Source organism: Chryseobacterium sp. R2ACT005, assembly GCF_049949215.1.
In the GTDB taxonomy this organism is placed as follows: domain Bacteria; phylum Bacteroidota; class Bacteroidia; order Flavobacteriales; family Weeksellaceae; genus Chryseobacterium.
In genome coordinates, this window is the sequence record NZ_CP188192.1 from 4008827 (window position 1) to 4025994 (window position 17168).

Below are 17168 nucleotides of genomic sequence, written 5' to 3' on the forward strand. Positions count from 1 at the left end.
GAATTGCAGCTTTATGTATTGTTTTAAATTAAAAAATCTAAGAATCGGCACATATATAACATGCTCTGGCAATATCAGGCCATCTTCCAGGAAGGCAGCAGCTTCCGGGAGGACAAGGATTAAGGACACAAGACCAGTTTGGCCCGGATCCTTTAAGAGATCTCAACTCATGTCTTGAAAGTTTTTTTAAGTTTTTCATAGTGTTCAGTTTTGATGTTATCTCCTACTCTATATGCTTTTCGGATTTCGCCTATTAAAGTTAGGTATTTTTAAGCAAAAAAATATAACTAACTGAAATAATGAACATCCTCTTCTATATAAAATAAGCCTGTCAATATTCTAAAGGCTTGTAGTTTCTAAAAATTTTATAAAAATCATCATCCTTTCCTTTGAATAGTTTTTCTTCAATAATTTTAAACTTGCCTGTAGAATCTTTTTCTTCCACCACTATTTTATCAGAAACATCTACTCGTGCAAATTCATCCAGAGAATCTTTTTTAATTTTTAGAAATGCGGTTGTGGTAGAGCCTGTTAAAATTACAGAATTGATACAATTTAGTTTTGAATTAAAACTTAGGTTTGGATAATTATCTGAATTTTTGATGTGGATAAAATCTTTATTTTTCGGTTCATATAAAAATAAGGTCATTACAATATTCCCTCCTCTTCCAGCTATTCCGCTTTGGTAAGTCATATCATTGAAGCCATCATTATTAAAGTCACTTATCTGAACATCTAAACCGGTTACTCCATCTTTGATAAATTTAAAACTGTTCTTTAATTCCCAGGTATGAAATATTGAACCTTTAGTTTCCACCCAGATATCTTTTAGATCATAAAAATTCAAGGTAACAAACACATCACCATTCTTGACATGCCGGAATTTTTCAATCTCGACTTTGGTTTTACCCTTCCGTCCAACATTCAGGCTATCAACAAATTTTTCTTCAGAAAAATAACCTTTTTTATCAGGTTTCGGATTTCCAGAACAGGAAAAAAAGAGTAAAAGTAAAAAAGAACAAAAGACAAGAGAAATGTTTAAAGGTTTCATGATTAAAAAAATATTCCTGAATTTATATATTTCCGGTCATATTTGAAATAAAAATCCCTTTCAATTACTGAAAGGGATTTTAAATTTATATTTTCCTGAATTAAATCAATCCAAACTGCTGGAAGTGGTGCGTAAAATGCTTTTTGTGCATCAGTTCCCACATTTCTTTATTCAGTTTTCCGAATACATAATTCATGTGTTCTGCCTGTGGATTTTCTTTGTAATAGATCACAAATTTCTTCAGGTTATCCATGAATGATTGTTTTGCGGCTTCCAGATTTCTGTGTGTTGGTTCCAGAAGTGAGCCATCCTTCGGAAGGAACGGAGCCGTAAATTCTTTTGGCATTGCTCTGTGGTTATACAGGGAATCCTGCCATTTTTCAAGATGTTCTTCGGGAGTAAAACACTTCTCTGCTTCAGGTTCACCAAAACTTACCAGAAGAGCCTGTTCAAGATGTTCTATCATCTGCTGTGGAGACATTTTTCCCCAAAGCGCAGGAGTGCTTTCCGTTAATCCATTCAACATTTTCTGAACATTTTTCACATTCAGATCAATGAAAGGAGATTGTTTTGCAACCAATGTCAAAATTGTTGCTACACAAACCACCTCATCTCTTTGGTTCACCACTTCAACCAGCCATTTTACAACACCGGAAGGAATGTTTCTGCCTTTTACTCCTCTGTTGATTTTTTCTTTTGCTGTTAAATAAACAGTGATCGTATCTCCAGCATATACAGGTTTGAAGAAACTACATTCTTCTAATCCGTAATTGGCAATAACAGGTCCTTTTTTACCTGAAACAAACAATCCTGCTGCTGCTGAAAGAATGAAATATCCGTGAGCTACAGTTTTATCAAAGATGGTTCCTGATAAACTCGTTGCATCAGTATGGGCATAGAAATGATCCCATGAAACATTGGAGAAGTTGACGATATCTGCATCGGTAACAGTTCTTCCTGCGGTTTCCAAAGAATCTCCTACTTCCACTTCTTCAAAATACTTTTGGAAAGGATGTTTGTCTGAGAATTTTTTCTCTGCTCCCTGCTGGTAGATCTTGGTAATTGCTTTCAGTACATCCGGTGATCCCTGAATAGCTGTTTTCTGTAAGAAGAAATGAAGACCGCTTAGTCCGCCCATTTCCTCACCACCTCCAGCTCTACCAGGACCTCCGTGCATTAATGTAGGAAGTGGAGAACCGTGGCCTGTATTTTCTTTGGCGTTATCCCTGTTCAGCACAAAGATTCTTCCGTGTTGGGAAGCCATTTTCCAAGAGGTTTCTGCGATAAAATTCTCGTCATGAGAAATGATTGAACCTACCAAACTTCCTTTTCCTCTTTTTGCCAGTGCCGCTGCTTCTTCAGCATCTTTATACGGCATTAATGTAGATACCGGCCCGAAAGCTTCTACATCGTGAGAGATATTTTTTTCAAAAGGCTTGTCGTTCAGGAATAGTTTCGGGCTCATAAATGCACCGTTTTCATAATCAGCATCTACCAGCTCGTGTTTTCCGTCATAGACAAGTTCTGTTTCTGATTTTAAAATATTTACTTTTCTCAGAACTTCTTCGTACTGCTGTCTTCCCACCAAAGATCCCATTTTAGTTTCTCTGCTTAATGGGTTTCCGATTTTAGTCTGATCCAAAGCTTTAGACAAAGCATTCTGAACGTCACCGATTAAGTGTTCAGGAACGATAATCCTTCTGATTGCCGTACATTTCTGTCCTGCTTTTGTAGTCATTTCGTTACGAACCTCTTTGATGAATAAGTCAAATTCCGGAGTTCCCGGTTTTGCTTCCAATCCAAGAATTGAACAGTTCAATGAATCTGCTTCCATGTTGAAACGAACAGCATTACCAGCGATAGAAGGCATTGATTTCAATTTTCTACCCGTGTGGGCTGAACCTGTGAATAATACAGAGTCTCCATCCTGTACATAATCCAGAATATTCCCTGGTTCTCCACAGACTAATTGCACGGCACCTTCAGGTAATACTCCACTTTCAATCATATCCTGAAATACCGCATTGGTAAGATAAGATCCGAAAGGAGATGGCTTCACAATAGAAGGAACACCTGCCAATAATGAAGTAGAAAGCTTTTCCAGCATTCCCCATACCGGAAAGTTATAGGCATTGATTTGTACAGAAACACCTTCACTAGGCGTTAAAATATGAGTTCCCAAGAAAGTTCCGTTAGCTGAAATTTTCTGAGTATCTCCATCTACCCAAAATGATGTATTGGGAAGCATTCTTTTTGCCAATCCGGAATAGGTAAAGAAAGTTCCGAAACCTCCTTCAATATCCACCCATGAATCTACATGGGTAGCGCCTGTTTTATATGATAAGTCGTAATATTTTTTCTTTCTTTCCAGCAGGTAAAGTGCTACTTTTTTCAACATTTCACCACGGTCGTAGAAAGTCATTGAAGAAAGGTTTTTATATCCTACTGTTCTTCCATAGTCAAGAGCCTGTTCAAAATTAAGCCCTTCTGTGTCGGAAACAGCTACCTGTTCTCCTGTAACGGCATTGTACAAAGGCATTCCGTTTCCGGTACCTTCTACCCATTGTCCGTAGATATAGTTTTTTAACTTTTCCATAAAATATTTAATTTATCAATGTAATGGTGTAATAGTTTACCAGTGAGATGCTTCGACTACGCTCAGCATGACAAGTGTGACTATTACAGCTTACATTGTCATATTATTAGATTTATTATTTATTTCGGTTCCTGATAAGGAAACATTTTCACCAATCCTTCATATAAACTTCTGTGAAGAATAGTTGCATGATTGTCTGTTTCCATCATTTTATATTCTAATGTCCAGTTTTTCTTTCCTGCTTTTTTCAAAACATCGTAGAAAGCTTCAGCATCTTTTATCATCACCGGATGCTCTCCTTTCCCTACAGACACATAGACAAACTTTTGAGTATCCGGAGATTTTGAAAGTAATTGTGGAGCTTGTTTTAAAAGGCTTTCGTCATCCCACCACAAACTTGGGCTAATGATAAAGTAGTTGTTGAACATTTCCGGTTTTTTCAAAAGGATTTCTGTGGCCAAAAGTCCTCCTAAAGATTGACCGAAAAGGTATTTGTCTGTAGTTTTGAACTGACTTTCCACATAAGGTTTTAATTCTTTTTCAAGGAATGCTATAAACTTATCAGAATGTCCTGTTGTAGGATAGTCTTTCTGCAAGTCTTTTAAATCTGTATGAAAAGTAAAATCTCTTTTTCTGTCTACATTAGCAACTCCCACCACAATGGTTTCCGGCATGGAATACATCTGATTAAAGAATTGTACTAATCCTGTTACGTGAATAAAATCTTCATTCATACTTCCATCCAACAGATAGATCACCGGGTATGATTTTGTTTTATCATAGCCTTGTGGAAGATAAATATTCAACGTTCTGTCTTCATTTAACGTTTTGGACTTGATCGTCCTCACTTCTCCGATTGTAAGCGGTTTTGTAGTAACAGCCTGTGCTGATACCACACCATTCATCGCCAACATCATGCTGCATACCAGTGCAATTTTTTTAATCATATTTAATTTTTTTAAACCTAACGGGTTTTAAAAACCCGTTAGGTTTGATTATTAGCAATTATTCAAAATTTAAAAAATCATATTCAATAGTCGACTTATGATAATTTCTAAAAACTTCTAGCGAATCAAAATACTGCATGATTTCCTTTCTATTCAATTTACTTTCTTTTTCAGGATTTACATATGAATTATATGAAGAATGCTTCCATTGATCAATTTTATTTACAAATCCGTGATTAATCGGATTGTTATGGATGTAATGGAAAACTTTCAATAAATACTTTTCATCAGATATTTTCTTTCGTTTTACCGCATTCAGAAAAAGAGCTCCTTTTCTATTATATTTTTTGTTGTAAGCTTTAGCATAAGCATTCAATAAATTACCAAAATGCTTCATTAAAAACTGATACTCATTTTCACTATTCACATCATCAAAATTCTTAAATCTTAACAACAAATGAAAATGATTAGGTAATAGACAATAAGCATAAATATCAGTGACCGGAAGAATATATTTTTCTATCTTTTCCAGAAAAAATTGATAATTTGATGGTTCACGAAAAATAACTTCAATCCCATTTACATGAGAGAAAATGTGATATGTACCTTCAAATTCAAAATTTTCTGTATTAATCATTTTAAATCTGGTATTAATTTAAACCTAACAGGTTTTCTTGTATACTATTATTTGATATCATCCCAAATACTGTAATCCACAATTTTCGTTGGAATCTGCTGAACATATTCAGTAAAAGGCTCACAAGGCAGAATAGCTTCTTTTCCTTCTCTTGCCAACTCCTGATAAAGTTTTGTTCCTTCTGTTTTCCAGTGTATCATTTCGTCGGAAACGTCACGGATAATTTTTGCAGGGCTTCCAACGATCAGTTTCCTTGGTTCACATCTGAAATTAGCCGGTACAAAAGCCAATGCTCCCACGATACTCTCATCACCGATATAGGCTTTGTCCATCACAACGGAATTCATTCCAATCAGACAATTTTTTCCAATGTGACCAGAATGAATAATTGCTCCATGTCCGATATGGGCAGACTCTTCTAAAATTGTTTCTATATTCGGGAAAACATGAAGGGTACAATTTTCCTGTACGTTGGCTCCATCTTTAATGATAATTTTTCCCCAGTCGCCACGGATCACCGCATTGGGACCAATATATACTTCTTCTCCTATTTCTACGTTCCCGATAATGACTGCCTGCGGATGAATGTAAGCAGATGGTTTTATAATGGGACGAATCCCATGGTATGAGTAGATGTTCATATTTGTTAAAGATCAGATAGTAGATTTCAGATGTCAGACATTTTTCCTGACTCTATATCTTTTATCTTTTTTAATTGATTACACTTTTTCGATTACCATTGCATATCCCTGTCCGACACCGATACAAAGGGTACACAAAGCATATTTTTTATCCTGCTTCTGAAGCTCTATTGCGGCAGAACCTACAATTCTGGCTCCGGAAACTCCCAGTGGGTGGCCAATCGCAATAGCACCTCCGTTCGGGTTTATTCTTGAATCATCATCTTTCAATCCTAAGCTTCTGGTTACAGCCAGCGCCTGTGCAGCAAATGCTTCGTTGAGCTCGATGATATCCATATCTTCAAGAGAAAGATTTAATCTTTTCAATACTTTTTGAGCTGCCTCTACAGGACCAATCCCCATAATTCTTGGTTCAACACCTGCTACGGAAGATCCCAGAATTTTTGCTTTTGGTTTTAAACCATATTTTTTAACGGCTTCTTCGCTTGCTAAAATTAAAGCTGCAGCACCGTCATTCATCCCTGATGCGTTTCCTGCAGTTACCGTTCCTTCTTTTCTGAAAGCCGGACGAAGTTTTGCAAGCCCTTCCATAGAAGACGTCGGCTTGATAAATTCATCTTTTTCGAAAACAACAGAATCCCCTTTTCTCTGTGGAATTTCAACTTTTACAATTTCTTCTGCCAGTCTGCCGCTTTCCTGAGCTTTTGTCGCTTTCTGCTGAGACCAAAGGGCAAATTTATCCTGATCTTCTCTGCTGATCTGGTGGATATCGGCTAAGTTTTCAGCAGTGTCTCCCATTCCGTCAACCCCGTACAATTCTTTCATTTTAGGGTTGATGAAACGCCATCCGAAAGTGGTATCAAACATCTGGCTGTCTCTTCCGAAAGCAGCACTTGGTTTTGACATCACATAAGGAGAACGCGTCATATGCTCAACTCCTCCTGCAATATAAATTTCTCCTTCTCCTGCAGCAATGGAACGGAATGCATTTGCTACAGCAGACATTCCGGAAGCACACAGTCTGTTAACAGTCTCTCCTCCGATTTTATAAGGAAGACCAGCCAGTAAAAGTCCCATTCTTGCAACGTTTCTGTTATCTTCTCCCGCCTGATTGGCACATCCGAAAATAACGTCTTCAATTTCCTCCACAGGAACTTCAGGATTTCTAGCAACCACTTCTTTGATCACAATAGCTGCCAGATCATCTGCTCTCACTTCTGATAATCCCCCCTGCAGTTTTGAGATGGGAGTTCTGACATAGTCTATGATGTATACGTTGTTCATAATTTTACTTTGAAAATAGGATAATGGATAATTTGAAAATTATACGCTATCTTTTTTATTTATTTGTTTTTATTTCTTAATTCTAAAACCTGTTTTAAAGTATAGGGTTCATATTTGAAGTCCTTCCCATACATTCTTTGGACGCTTTCTTCAAAGGTGGAATCAAACCCTGCTTCTTTTCTTCTTTTATTTACATTTTTAAGATCCTTTACAGGCCATACAAAATTGACAAAGATTTGTTTTCCGTCTTTATCTTTTGTCATTTCGCCTTTTCCCTGCGTTCCATAAATCTGTTCTTTGTCCTCCTGCATCAGATATCTATCTTCCATCATGGCAACCCATGTGAATGGAATTTCTTTCTTTTTCCCAGCTTCCTTAATGAGAGGCAGATATTTTCCAATTTTGGTTGAATGCTGAATTACATACCAAGCTGCCTGATTCGTAGGTTCTCCAACCAGTGTTTTTCCGGGATAACCATATTGAGCAATAATACTTTCAATTTTCTTTATATTCAGGCTATCATGTTCTGCCACCAGCTGCCAGTTTTTCTTTTTGAACTCTTCCTTGTCAATATTCAGATCTTTCAGCAGCTGTTCTTTTTTCTCCGGCGTTATCTCGGTATCAAAAAGCATTCTGTATCCCTGATCCACTTTCATGATGTCATCAAGTTCTTTTTTCAAAGTTTCATTTACTTTCTGCTGAGCATTGATCAAAAGGGTTGAAATCCCGAAAAACAATGCAATTATTTTTCTCATTTTGTTTAATTTGATGTCTGGTTTTAGTTTTTATAAATCAGTTACTTTCTTCCCGATTTTGTAGACCGTTCCTACAAATTTTGCAATCAGCTCCTGATTTTGATTGGTAATCTGAATGTCATAAACGGCTGTTTTTCTCGTGTCATTCACCAACACACTTTCTGCTCTGAAGACATCACCTTCTTTTCCCGCTTTGGTAAAATTGATGATACAGTTCAGTGCTACAGCAGCATTTCCGGTATTGTTGGATGAAAATGCCAGCGCAGAGTCTGCAAAAGCAAAGGTAACCCCGCCATGAACTGTTTTAAGCCCATTAATCATATCTTTCTTGATGGGCATTTCTATTAAACAGTAATTTTCTTTTACTTCAATCATCTTAATATTCATCCACTGGGAAAAATAATCCTGATTGAACATATAATCTGCTACTTGTCTTGGATTCATTTCTATTATATGTTTGTTATTTCTTCATACAGCTCATCCGATAATCTGTCATAAACATTCATTGTTTTACCCAGAATGATTTGCTCATATGTAAGATTTTCTGAGTCTGATGAATCTTCAGAGGGATATGATTCGCTTAAATCAATTCCATTTTCAATAGCTAATCTTTTAATCAGCTCCTTATATTTTTCATTAAACTTTCCTAACAGCTCAAGCCTTTCCTCAGCATTTACAGAGGAGGCTTCCTGAGTTAAATACTGTTTCTCAATTAAAAGCCTTGTATTCAGCTCTGCTCTGAATTCTTCAATATTCATGAAAATAATTATATTTTCTTTTTACTTCATTAAACATCTTTTGCTGGCATCTTTTAAATAACGTTTACCATCTTTATCGAATCCCCAGACATTGGATATCTCTCTTAATAGAAACAAATCATAATCTCTTTTGTGAATTTTGATTTTGTTTAATCTTCTCAGTTTCCGATTAGCGTCTCTTTTATTTTCCTTTTCTGTCACAGCAGTTGTAATTCCTGTTATAGGTGTTTTTTTCCTAGATCTGCTCATAAAAGGTAATTTATCTTTATAGTTTTCTCAGCAAAGGACTTTGCCTGTATCTCTCTTCCTGATATTCTTCGTAAAGGTTCTGTAAGGTTTCAGAGATTTTTGCATATCCGATTTCTTTGCCCCAGCCTAATAATCCTTTTGGATAGTTTACTCCCTTCTGCATTGCCAGTTCAATATCTTCGTCATTGGCAACGCCTAATCTTTTGGCCTCAACTGCTTCATTGATCAGCATGGAAATGATTCTTAAAAAGATTTGCTGATATAAAGCCTCATCTTTCTGAGCAAGAGGTTTTTCTGCTCCTTCGCTATAATCGTAGAAACCTTTTCCTGTTTTTCTGCCATGAAGTTTTGCTTCAGACATTCTTTGCTGAAGTAATGATGGTTTATATTTCGGATCGTAGAAATAATCTTTATAGACCGTTGTTGTTACGGCAAAGTTTACATCAACTCCGATAAGATCCATCAATTCAAAAGGTCCCATTTTGAAGTTCCCAAGCGTTTTCATTGCATCATCCACCTGTTCCGGTGTTGCGATGTTTTCTTCAACAATTCTAAGCCCTTCCCCATAGTAAGGTCTGGCAATTCTGTTGACGATAAATCCGGGAATATCTTTGGCAATAACAGGAGTCTTCCCCCATTCTTTCATGAGGTTGTATATTTTTTCTGCTAATGTATTTTCTGTTAATAAGGATGGAATAACTTCCACTAAAGGCATCAACGGAGCCGGATTGAAAAAGTGAATTCCGATGAAACGCTCCGGTTTCTTTAGTTCTGCACCAAGAGAGGTGATAGAAATAGATGAGGTATTGGAACTGAGTATACAGCTTTCTGAAACATAGTTTTCAAGTTCTGTAAACACTTTGGTTTTAATGTCTTTGTTTTCAATAATCGCTTCAATCACCAAATCAGAATCTTTTAAATCCTGCAGTGCCTCACCTTTTACGATATTGTTTCTGATTTCTGCTGCTTTTTCCTGAGAGATTTTATCTTTCTCAGCCAGCTTTTGAAGGGTCTTTTCTAAACCAGAAAGCGCTTTATCAATTTGCGGAGCATTAGCGTCGAATAAAACTACTTTGCAGCCTGCTGTTGCAGCCACCTGAGCAATTCCTACACCCATGGTTCCTGCCCCAATAATTCCAATATTCATTTTTATTTGTACAATGTATTAATGTAAAATGTATTCATGTAAATCGTTTTAAAAATCATTAATACACTTTACATGAATACATTAATACGAAATTTATCTTCCTTTATAATTAGGTTTTCTTTTCTGTAAAAAGGCATTTACTCCTTCAATGAAGTCTTCTGTGCCTGCAGCTTCCTGCTGAAGATCTCCTTCCAGCTCAAGCTGTTCTTTCAAAGTATTGGTATAAGAATTGGCAAAAGCTTTTTTAGTAAGCTTAAGAGCAGCTGTAGGCATATTCGCCATTCTTTCAAGGATTTCCATAGATTTTGGAACGAATTCTTCTTCAGTGAAAACTTCAGCGACAAGACCATGAGTTTTAGATTCTTCTGCAGATAATTTTTTACCTGTAAATGCTAAATAATTGGCTAATTGTCTACCTAAAAGTTTCGGTAAGAAGTACGTTCCTCCTGTATCAGGAATTAAACCGATGTTTGAAAATGCCTGAGCAAAATATGCTTTCTCATTCGCTAAAACGAAGTCAGAGATTAAAGCCAACATTGCTCCAGCTCCTACTGCAGGACCGTTTACTAAAGCGATAACCGGTTTTTTGCAACGGGTAACTTCTAACACTAAAGGGTTATAATAGTCTACCACAATTTTTCTAATGATGTCATGATCATGGTGTTCTTTTCCTACCACAAAAGCTTCATCCAGATTCTGACCTGAGCAAAACGCTCTTCCTCTTCCGGAAATAGCAACACATCTTACCGTTTCGTCTTCACTGCATTCTTTAACAAAATCTCTAAGATCTGATAAAGCCGGCTTGGTAAGGGCGTTCATTGTTTCCGGTTGATTAAGATATGCGATTTTAAGCTTCCCGTCAAAATGCGTTTCAATATCAAGTTGTGTATACATAGTTTTTATTAATTTATTATTTAACAACGCACTAATTTAACAATATAAATCAATGTAACAGTCTAATAATTTGACAATCTAACAAATCCTTCGTTATGCTTTGCATAGCCGTAAAGTTTATGCAGATTGGTTGATTACTCATCAATGACACTTAAAATAATCAAATGGCTCCAGACAGTCTAAGCATTGATAAGATGCCTTACATAAGGTAGACCCAAATCTGCTAATCTGTTTGGTATGCTCAGAACCACAGCGCGGACATTTTTTCGGTTTCCCGATGTGATGTTCGTCTGCTCCCTTTTCAGGAGGTGTGATTCCGTAGACACGGAGTTTTTCCCTCGCTTCATCCGTTAACCAATCTGTTGTCCAGATCGGAAACATCTTGGTCACTACTTTTGCATCCCAGCCGTTTTCTTTCATCATTTTGATAATATCTTCCTCAATGGTAAACATAGCAGGACAGGCAGAATAAGTAGGCGTAATGATTACTTCACATGTATTGTCACCTGTGACCTGTGCATCTCTTACAATTCCTAATTCTACAATATCAATAACCGGAATTTCCGGATCGGGAATTGTTTTTAATAAATCTAAAAGCTGATTCATATTTTATTTTTTATCAGAATCAAGAATTAGTTTCATTCTGTTCTGATAATCCAAATTATCTGTTATTCCGTTGTGAGACTGATTCTTTAATATAATCAAGCTGTCATCTTTTTTGAAATTATCTTTAAGTTTTAAAGATGCTTTATAATTAATAACCTCATCTTTATCACCATGAAAAATAACTACCGGCGACTCAACGTTTTTTAAATATTCACCAGTTTCAAAATTATATTTCAGTAGAAATTTCGGAAGAAATGAGAATTTCTGACTCATTTCATCCTCTATACTATAATAAGGTGCCTGTAAAATCAATAATCTTGCGTTATGCATTGATGCTAATTTTGCAGCCAGCCCTGTTCCTACAGAATATCCTAAAATAATAATTTTGTTCTCCGGATATTTTTTCAAAAGCTCTTTGTAAGCACTTTCAACATCCGAGAAAAGCTGATCTTTACTATTAATTTTATCTTCACTTTTTCCGTAGCCCCGATAATCAAGCATAAACGTATCATAATTCATACTGCGATATAACTGTGCTACTTCTCCCCAGCCATTTATTGATCCTCCATTTCCGTGAAGATAAAAGATGACTCCTTTTGGGTTTTGAGCTTTAAACAGAACAGAGTTCAAATGCTTATTATCCTGTGTTTTGATTGTTATTTCTTCAAAATCACCCTCAAATTTAAATGTATAGTTTTCTGGTAATTTTTCAGGATAAAAAATAATTTTCTCCTGATAGAAATAGATTCCAACACATACTATCACATATGCTGCAAGAAAAAAAGCTAATATCCCCAGAAGCATCTTCTTCATGACTTATTACCAGGTACATCCAGGATACGCTCTCTGCATATACTGAAGCTCACAAAGAATAAATCCGAAATATTCTGTATGATATCCTGTTCTTGATTTAGGCTGCATGAAGGGGTTTTCAGGATATTCTAAACCGAAATCAGCAAAATCTTTCTTCGTAATGACAAGAAATTCTTCGTAAAGAGCATCTGCATTCGGAACGATGTTTAAAGCAATAAGATCATCTTCACCTTCTGTTTTGGCAAAAAGACCTTTTGTATATTCCCAGATATCTTCAATTGCTTTTACGACACGGAATTTACTTTCTTCTGTTCCCTGTGCGAAGATTTTCATCCAGGATGCAGCATGAGTATAATGATATCTTACTTCTTTTAATGATTTCTGAGCAATAGCCGAAAGTTCTTCATCTGCAGAGTTTGACAATGCCTCGTACATCAGTTTCTGATACACTGAAAAAACGTACACTTTCAGAATGGTCTGAGCATAATCTTCGTTTGGAAGTTCCATCCAGTGTGCATTTACATATTCGTGTTCGTATCTTAAAAAGGCTAAATCGTCTTCACTTTTACCATTGTCTATTACTCTTGAAGCATAAACATAAAAGTTATTAGCCTGTCCTAGTTCATCCAGCGCAATGTTTGTCAATGCAATATCTTCCTCCAAATAAGGACCTTCACCACACCATGCAGACAAACGCTGTCCCATAATGAAACTGTCGTCTGCGAGTTTTAATAAATAATTATATAATGGGTTCATTGTTTAGTAAATTTCAGATTTCAGACGTTAAATTTCAGATTGACAAAAGTCTGGTATCTGATCTCTCACATCTTACAATCTTTATTGATTACATATTTTTTACATCGTTTGGAATATCATAGAACGTCGGGTGACGGTATAGCTTGTCATCAGCCGGATCGAAGAATGCTTCTTTATCCACACCTTCCGAAGTCACAATATATTTGCTTGGAACTACCCAAACAGAAGTTCCTTCTTTTCTTCTTGTATAAACGTCTCTTGCATTCTGCAAAGCCATTTCTGCTGTTGGTGCCTGTACAATTCCAACGTGTTTGTGAGATAATCCCGGTTTAGTTTGAATAAACACTTCCCACATATCTAAATTTGCCATAGTCAAATTAATTTAACAATGTATCAATGTACCAGTTTAACAATGAGATGCTTCGACAAGCTCAGCATGACAATGATTGTTACATTTCTACATTGGTATATTGTTACATTATTATATTACTTCTTTTTGTTGTTTCTCTGCAAAAGCTACCGCTGCTTCCTTTACCCAAGAGTTTTCTCTTTGCGCTTTTCTCTTGGTTTCGATACGCTTTTTATTGCAAGGTCCGTTTCCTTTTAAGATTTCCATAAATTCATCCCAAGGAAGTTCCCCGAAATCATAATGTTGTCTTTCTTCATTCCATTTCAGGTCTTTATCCGGAACAGTCAATCCTAAGAATTCAGCCTGAGAAACAGTAACGTCGATAAATCTCTGACGAAGGTTATCATTACTTTCTCTTTTTACTCTGTAATTCATAGAGATCTTAGAGTTTGGCGAGCTGTCATCATTAGGTCCGAACATCATTAGAGCCGGCCACCAGAAACGGTTTAATGAAGCCTGAGCCATTTCTTTCTGTTGTTTGGTACCACGACAAAGCGCCATTAGAATCTCATATCCCTGTCTTTGGTGGAAAGATTCTTCTTTACAGATTTTCACCATCGCTCTGGAATAAGGACCATAAGAATTCCCCATCAGCATTACCTGATTCATAATGGCTGCACCATCTACCAGCCAGCCGATTGCACCGATATCCGCCCAGCTTAGCGTTGGATAATTAAAGATACTTGAGTACTTTGCTTTTCCTTCCAGCATATCATCATAAGTAGCGTCTCTATCAGCTCTGATAGTTCCGTTTCCTAACGTTTCTGTTGCAGAATAAAGGTATAAACCGTGGCCTGCCTCATCCTGAACTTTTGCTAAAAGAGCCATTTTTCTTCTCAATGAAGGAGCTCTGGAGATCCAGTTGGCTTCCGGCAGCATTCCTACAATTTCAGAATGGGCGTGCTGTGAAATCTGACGAACCAATAATTTTCTGTAATCATCAGGCATTACATCTTTTGGTTCTACTTTATTTTCGTCATGTACATATTGTACAAATTTTTCTAAGTCCATTTTTTTGTTTTTTGTACTAAAGTAAAATGTTGGTTGTACAATGTATTTTCGATATACGTTTTACATTATACGTTTTACATTTTACAAAAAATTAAACATCATAATTAAGCATCACCACATTCGTTGTCGGGTGACATTGACAGGTAAGAACGAAGCCTCTGGCTACTTCTTCTTCGGTAAGCGCGTAGTTTTTCTCCATGAAAACTTCTCCTTCCAAAACTTCCGCTTTACACGTACAGCACACTCCTCCTTTACATGCAAAAGGTACAGGAAGACTGTCTTTCAATGCTTTATCTAAGATACTTTCTTTTTTAGAATTAAGGTGGAACGAATATTCATCATCATCAATAATTACCGTTACCATGCTTTCAATATTGGCAATGGCCTTGAATTCATCACTCATTTCCTCCGTATTTTCTTCATCAGGAGCAGTGAAATATTCAAATAATACCTGGATAGCAGGTACTTTCTTATCTTTTTTCAGGTAGTCTGCAATCCCTTTGATCATTTCTGCAGGTCCGCAAATGAAATAGGTAGCTTCTCTTACATCAATATCTGTGTATCTTTCAAATAACTGTTCTAATTTCTCGGAAGAAATTCTTCCTTCAAAAACAGGATCTTCATGTTTTTCACGGCTTACCAGGTAAACCACCTTCAGTCTGCCATTGAAATGTTCAACCAGTCTGTCAATTTCCGCTTTCCTTAAAATATGATTCATACTTCTGTTGCTGTAAAACAGGTAAGCAGTACTATTGGGTTCCTGATAAAGGCTTTCTTTAATATTGGATAAAACAGGGGTAATTCCGCTCCCTGCAGCCAAACCAACGTAAGTTTTTACGTTTGTAGGATGATAAGAGGTATTAAAACCACCCATCGGAGGCATTACTTCCAGGATTTCATCCATGTGAAGATGCTCATTGAAATAGCCTGATACTTTTCCGCCTTCAAGCAGCTTTACCAATACTTCCAGCGTATTGCTTTTCTCGCTCGGAGCATTACAGATAGAGTAAGAACGTCTTTCTTCATTTCCGTTGATCATCATTCGGAAATTCAGATACTGTCCTTGTTTGAACCTGAATTTATCTTTCAGTTCTTCAGGGATTTCTACCGCCACACTGACTGCTTCGGAAGTGTCTTTCTGAACTTTAACTGTTTTAAGTTTATAAAATGAATTCATTATTTTTTAAGTATTCTATTAATTTTTCCACCTTCGCACTTTGGCAGGCTGTCCTGGGCATGAACTTTCACTTTCGTTGTGATTCCTACCCGTTTTTTTATTTCGTTTTCTATGTTTTTTCCAAAGTTCCCGACAAAATTAAAATAATCATCGGTATTTGCTTCTATTTTCTGAGTCTTTACCAGCTCATCGTCTATTTCAACATCAATATCCAAAGCGATACACATATGTTCCTTTTCGATAGGCGTTAGATAATAATTGGGCACTACCCCTTCCACATAAGAGAAAGCCTCTTCAATCTGGCTTGGATAGACATTTACACCTCTTACAATCAGCATATCATCTGCTCTTCCTACAATGGGTTTCATTTTCACCATCGCTCTTTTGGCATTTTCATCATAGTAAAGGCTTGTGATATCATTGGTCCAGTAACGAAGAAGCGGCATTGCTTTTTTCGTTAACGTTGTAATCACCAACACCCCTTCTTCTCCGAAAGGAACGGGCTGTTTGGTAACCGGATCTAAAATTTCTGGGTAAAAATGATCTTCCCAGATATAAGAACCTCCTTTTTCCTCGAAATCCTCCATTGAAACTCCCGGGCCGATAATTTCGCTCAACCCATAAATATTGGTTGCATGAACCCCTAATTTTTCTTCAATGTGGCCTCTGATAATTTCCGTCCATGGTTCTGAGCCTAACACAGCATATTGAAGACTGATTTCATCTGCAGAAATTCCTCTTCTGGCAAATTCATCTGCAATAGTCAAAGCATATGATGGAGAGCAGCAAATCACTTCCGGCTTAAAATCTACAATCAGATCTACCTGTCTCGCCGTCATTCCTCCCGAAATAGGAAGAACACTCATCCCCAGTTTCTCTGCTCCGTAATGAAGCCCTAATCCTCCTGTGAAAATTCCATACCCATAAGCGTTGTGCAGCTGCATTCCCGGTTTCGCTCCTGCAGCATGTAAAGATCTTGCCACGACTTCACTGAAAAGGTCCACATCTTCTTTGGTATATCCTACCACTGTTGGTTTTCCTGTAGTTCCGCTTGAGCAGTGAATACGCTGAAGCTCATTTTTAGGAACGGTAAATAAACCAAATGGGTAGTTATCTCTTAAATCCTGTTTGTAAGTAATAGGAAGTTTCCTGATATCTTCAATCGACCTTATATCCTGCGGAGATATTTGTAATTCATCAAATTTCTTTTTATAAAATTCCGACTTCTCCCCCAAATAGCTGATCAAACTCATCAACCGGTCGGATTGAAGCTGTCTCAACTGACCCAGCTCCAGATATTCAACTGAAAAATCCATAAAACTAACTAACATTTGTTAGGTGTAAATTTAAAAAGATTTTATAAGCTGGCAAAATTTTTATGACTTTTGTCATATTTTGAATGATTCTAAATAAGGAAATTGACGTGGGATTTCTTTT

At 36.7% G+C, this 17168-nt stretch carries 20 protein-coding genes; all 20 read right to left on the reverse strand.

Annotated elements, in window-relative coordinates; all coding sequences use genetic code 11:
- Positions 1–37: 37 nt before the first annotated feature.
- Complete coding sequence (locus ACPF63_RS18400; protein ID WP_156118866.1) at positions 38–199, reverse strand: bacteriocin-like protein; 162 nt, start codon at positions 197–199, stop codon at positions 38–40.
- Positions 200–331: 132 nt separating this feature from the next.
- Positions 332–1051 (reverse strand): XAC2610-related protein, encoded by a 720-nt coding sequence (locus ACPF63_RS18405; RefSeq protein WP_426480868.1) that lies wholly within the window; start codon positions 1049–1051, stop codon positions 332–334.
- A 100-nt stretch (positions 1052–1151) separates the two neighbouring features.
- Positions 1152–3647, reverse strand: a complete 2496-nt coding sequence (gene paaZ, locus ACPF63_RS18410; protein ID WP_426480869.1) for a phenylacetic acid degradation bifunctional protein PaaZ — start codon at positions 3645–3647, stop codon at positions 1152–1154.
- A 119-nt stretch (positions 3648–3766) separates the two neighbouring features.
- Entirely contained in the window at positions 3767–4594 is an 828-nt protein-coding gene (locus tag ACPF63_RS18415) for an alpha/beta hydrolase (RefSeq protein WP_426480870.1), read from the reverse strand.
- A gap of 58 nt (positions 4595–4652) precedes the next feature.
- Positions 4653–5231, reverse strand: coding sequence for a transposase (locus tag ACPF63_RS18420; protein WP_426480871.1), 579 nt, complete (start codon positions 5229–5231; stop codon positions 4653–4655).
- 47 nt (positions 5232–5278) lie between these two features.
- Positions 5279–5872: a transferase hexapeptide repeat family protein gene (locus ACPF63_RS18425; RefSeq protein WP_077413742.1), complete on the reverse strand. Its 594-nt coding sequence runs from the start codon at positions 5870–5872 to the stop codon at positions 5279–5281.
- 78 nt (positions 5873–5950) lie between these two features.
- On the reverse strand, positions 5951–7156 hold the full coding sequence (pcaF, locus tag ACPF63_RS18430; protein WP_426480872.1) for a 3-oxoadipyl-CoA thiolase: 1206 nt from the start codon (positions 7154–7156) through the stop codon (positions 5951–5953).
- Between the two features lie 59 nt (positions 7157–7215).
- Positions 7216–7911: a DUF6624 domain-containing protein gene (locus ACPF63_RS18435; RefSeq protein WP_426480873.1), complete on the reverse strand. Its 696-nt coding sequence runs from the start codon at positions 7909–7911 to the stop codon at positions 7216–7218.
- A gap of 30 nt (positions 7912–7941) precedes the next feature.
- Positions 7942–8355, reverse strand: a complete 414-nt coding sequence (locus ACPF63_RS18440) for a PaaI family thioesterase (RefSeq protein ID WP_426480874.1) — start codon at positions 8353–8355, stop codon at positions 7942–7944.
- Positions 8356–8360: 5 nt separating this feature from the next.
- Complete coding sequence (locus tag ACPF63_RS18445) at positions 8361–8669, reverse strand: hypothetical protein (RefSeq protein WP_426480875.1); 309 nt, start codon at positions 8667–8669, stop codon at positions 8361–8363.
- A 21-nt stretch (positions 8670–8690) separates the two neighbouring features.
- Positions 8691–8918: a hypothetical protein gene (locus ACPF63_RS18450; protein ID WP_426480876.1), complete on the reverse strand. Its 228-nt coding sequence runs from the start codon at positions 8916–8918 to the stop codon at positions 8691–8693.
- 16 nt (positions 8919–8934) lie between these two features.
- Complete coding sequence (locus tag ACPF63_RS18455; RefSeq protein WP_426480877.1) at positions 8935–10065, reverse strand: 3-hydroxyacyl-CoA dehydrogenase NAD-binding domain-containing protein; 1131 nt, start codon at positions 10063–10065, stop codon at positions 8935–8937.
- Between the two features lie 93 nt (positions 10066–10158).
- Complete coding sequence (locus ACPF63_RS18460; protein ID WP_047382975.1) at positions 10159–10959, reverse strand: enoyl-CoA hydratase/isomerase family protein; 801 nt, start codon at positions 10957–10959, stop codon at positions 10159–10161.
- Between the two features lie 141 nt (positions 10960–11100).
- Entirely contained in the window at positions 11101–11565 is a 465-nt protein-coding gene (gene paaD / locus ACPF63_RS18465; RefSeq protein ID WP_426480878.1) for a 1,2-phenylacetyl-CoA epoxidase subunit PaaD, read from the reverse strand.
- Between the two features lie 3 nt (positions 11566–11568).
- Positions 11569–12378, reverse strand: coding sequence for an alpha/beta hydrolase (locus tag ACPF63_RS18470; protein WP_426480879.1), 810 nt, complete (start codon positions 12376–12378; stop codon positions 11569–11571).
- Positions 12379–12384: 6 nt separating this feature from the next.
- A complete protein-coding gene (gene paaC / locus ACPF63_RS18475) occupies positions 12385–13134 on the reverse strand; it encodes a 1,2-phenylacetyl-CoA epoxidase subunit PaaC (protein ID WP_426480880.1) in 750 nt (249 codons plus the stop codon).
- A gap of 88 nt (positions 13135–13222) precedes the next feature.
- On the reverse strand, positions 13223–13504 hold the full coding sequence (gene paaB, locus ACPF63_RS18480; protein ID WP_039364405.1) for a 1,2-phenylacetyl-CoA epoxidase subunit PaaB: 282 nt from the start codon (positions 13502–13504) through the stop codon (positions 13223–13225).
- 111 nt (positions 13505–13615) lie between these two features.
- Complete coding sequence (gene paaA / locus ACPF63_RS18485; RefSeq protein ID WP_077413751.1) at positions 13616–14554, reverse strand: 1,2-phenylacetyl-CoA epoxidase subunit PaaA; 939 nt, start codon at positions 14552–14554, stop codon at positions 13616–13618.
- 91 nt (positions 14555–14645) lie between these two features.
- A complete protein-coding gene (locus ACPF63_RS18490; RefSeq protein WP_426480881.1) occupies positions 14646–15731 on the reverse strand; it encodes a 2Fe-2S iron-sulfur cluster-binding protein in 1086 nt (361 codons plus the stop codon).
- The gene (locus ACPF63_RS18495) at positions 15731–17047 is read right to left on the reverse strand and encodes a phenylacetate--CoA ligase family protein (protein ID WP_426480882.1); all 1317 of its coding nucleotides are present in this window, start codon (positions 17045–17047) and stop codon (positions 15731–15733) included. Before ACPF63_RS18495 ends, ACPF63_RS18490 begins: the two co-directional genes overlap by 1 nt.
- Positions 17048–17168: the final 121 nt, after the last annotated feature.

What these genes read in the sequence shown, in the direction of transcription:
- ACPF63_RS18400 (WP_156118866.1), bottom strand. Translation starts at nt 199, where the DNA reads ATGAAAAACTTAAAAAAACTTTCAAGACATGAGTTGAGATCTCTTAAA.
- ACPF63_RS18405 (WP_426480868.1), bottom strand. Translation starts at nt 1,051, where the DNA reads ATGAAACCTTTAAACATTTCTCTTGTCTTTTGTTCTTTTTTACTTTTA.
- paaZ (WP_426480869.1), bottom strand. Translation starts at nt 3,647, where the DNA reads ATGGAAAAGTTAAAAAACTATATCTACGGACAATGGGTAGAAGGTACC.
- ACPF63_RS18415 (WP_426480870.1), bottom strand. Translation starts at nt 4,594, where the DNA reads ATGATTAAAAAAATTGCACTGGTATGCAGCATGATGTTGGCGATGAAT.
- ACPF63_RS18420 (WP_426480871.1), bottom strand. Translation starts at nt 5,231, where the DNA reads ATGATTAATACAGAAAATTTTGAATTTGAAGGTACATATCACATTTTC.
- ACPF63_RS18425 (WP_077413742.1), bottom strand. Translation starts at nt 5,872, where the DNA reads ATGAACATCTACTCATACCATGGGATTCGTCCCATTATAAAACCATCT.
- pcaF (WP_426480872.1), bottom strand. Translation starts at nt 7,156, where the DNA reads ATGAACAACGTATACATCATAGACTATGTCAGAACTCCCATCTCAAAA.
- ACPF63_RS18435 (WP_426480873.1), bottom strand. Translation starts at nt 7,911, where the DNA reads ATGAGAAAAATAATTGCATTGTTTTTCGGGATTTCAACCCTTTTGATC.
- ACPF63_RS18440 (WP_426480874.1), bottom strand. Translation starts at nt 8,355, where the DNA reads ATGAATCCAAGACAAGTAGCAGATTATATGTTCAATCAGGATTATTTT.
- ACPF63_RS18445 (WP_426480875.1), bottom strand. Translation starts at nt 8,669, where the DNA reads ATGAATATTGAAGAATTCAGAGCAGAGCTGAATACAAGGCTTTTAATT.
- ACPF63_RS18450 (WP_426480876.1), bottom strand. Translation starts at nt 8,918, where the DNA reads ATGAGCAGATCTAGGAAAAAAACACCTATAACAGGAATTACAACTGCT.
- ACPF63_RS18455 (WP_426480877.1), bottom strand. Translation starts at nt 10,065, where the DNA reads ATGAATATTGGAATTATTGGGGCAGGAACCATGGGTGTAGGAATTGCT.
- ACPF63_RS18460 (WP_047382975.1), bottom strand. Translation starts at nt 10,959, where the DNA reads ATGTATACACAACTTGATATTGAAACGCATTTTGACGGGAAGCTTAAA.
- paaD (WP_426480878.1), bottom strand. Translation starts at nt 11,565, where the DNA reads ATGAATCAGCTTTTAGATTTATTAAAAACAATTCCCGATCCGGAAATT.
- ACPF63_RS18470 (WP_426480879.1), bottom strand. Translation starts at nt 12,378, where the DNA reads ATGAAGAAGATGCTTCTGGGGATATTAGCTTTTTTTCTTGCAGCATAT.
- paaC (WP_426480880.1), bottom strand. Translation starts at nt 13,134, where the DNA reads ATGAACCCATTATATAATTATTTATTAAAACTCGCAGACGACAGTTTC.
- paaB (WP_039364405.1), bottom strand. Translation starts at nt 13,504, where the DNA reads ATGGCAAATTTAGATATGTGGGAAGTGTTTATTCAAACTAAACCGGGA.
- paaA (WP_077413751.1), bottom strand. Translation starts at nt 14,554, where the DNA reads ATGGACTTAGAAAAATTTGTACAATATGTACATGACGAAAATAAAGTA.
- ACPF63_RS18490 (WP_426480881.1), bottom strand. Translation starts at nt 15,731, where the DNA reads ATGAATTCATTTTATAAACTTAAAACAGTTAAAGTTCAGAAAGACACT.
- ACPF63_RS18495 (WP_426480882.1), bottom strand. Translation starts at nt 17,047, where the DNA reads ATGGATTTTTCAGTTGAATATCTGGAGCTGGGTCAGTTGAGACAGCTT.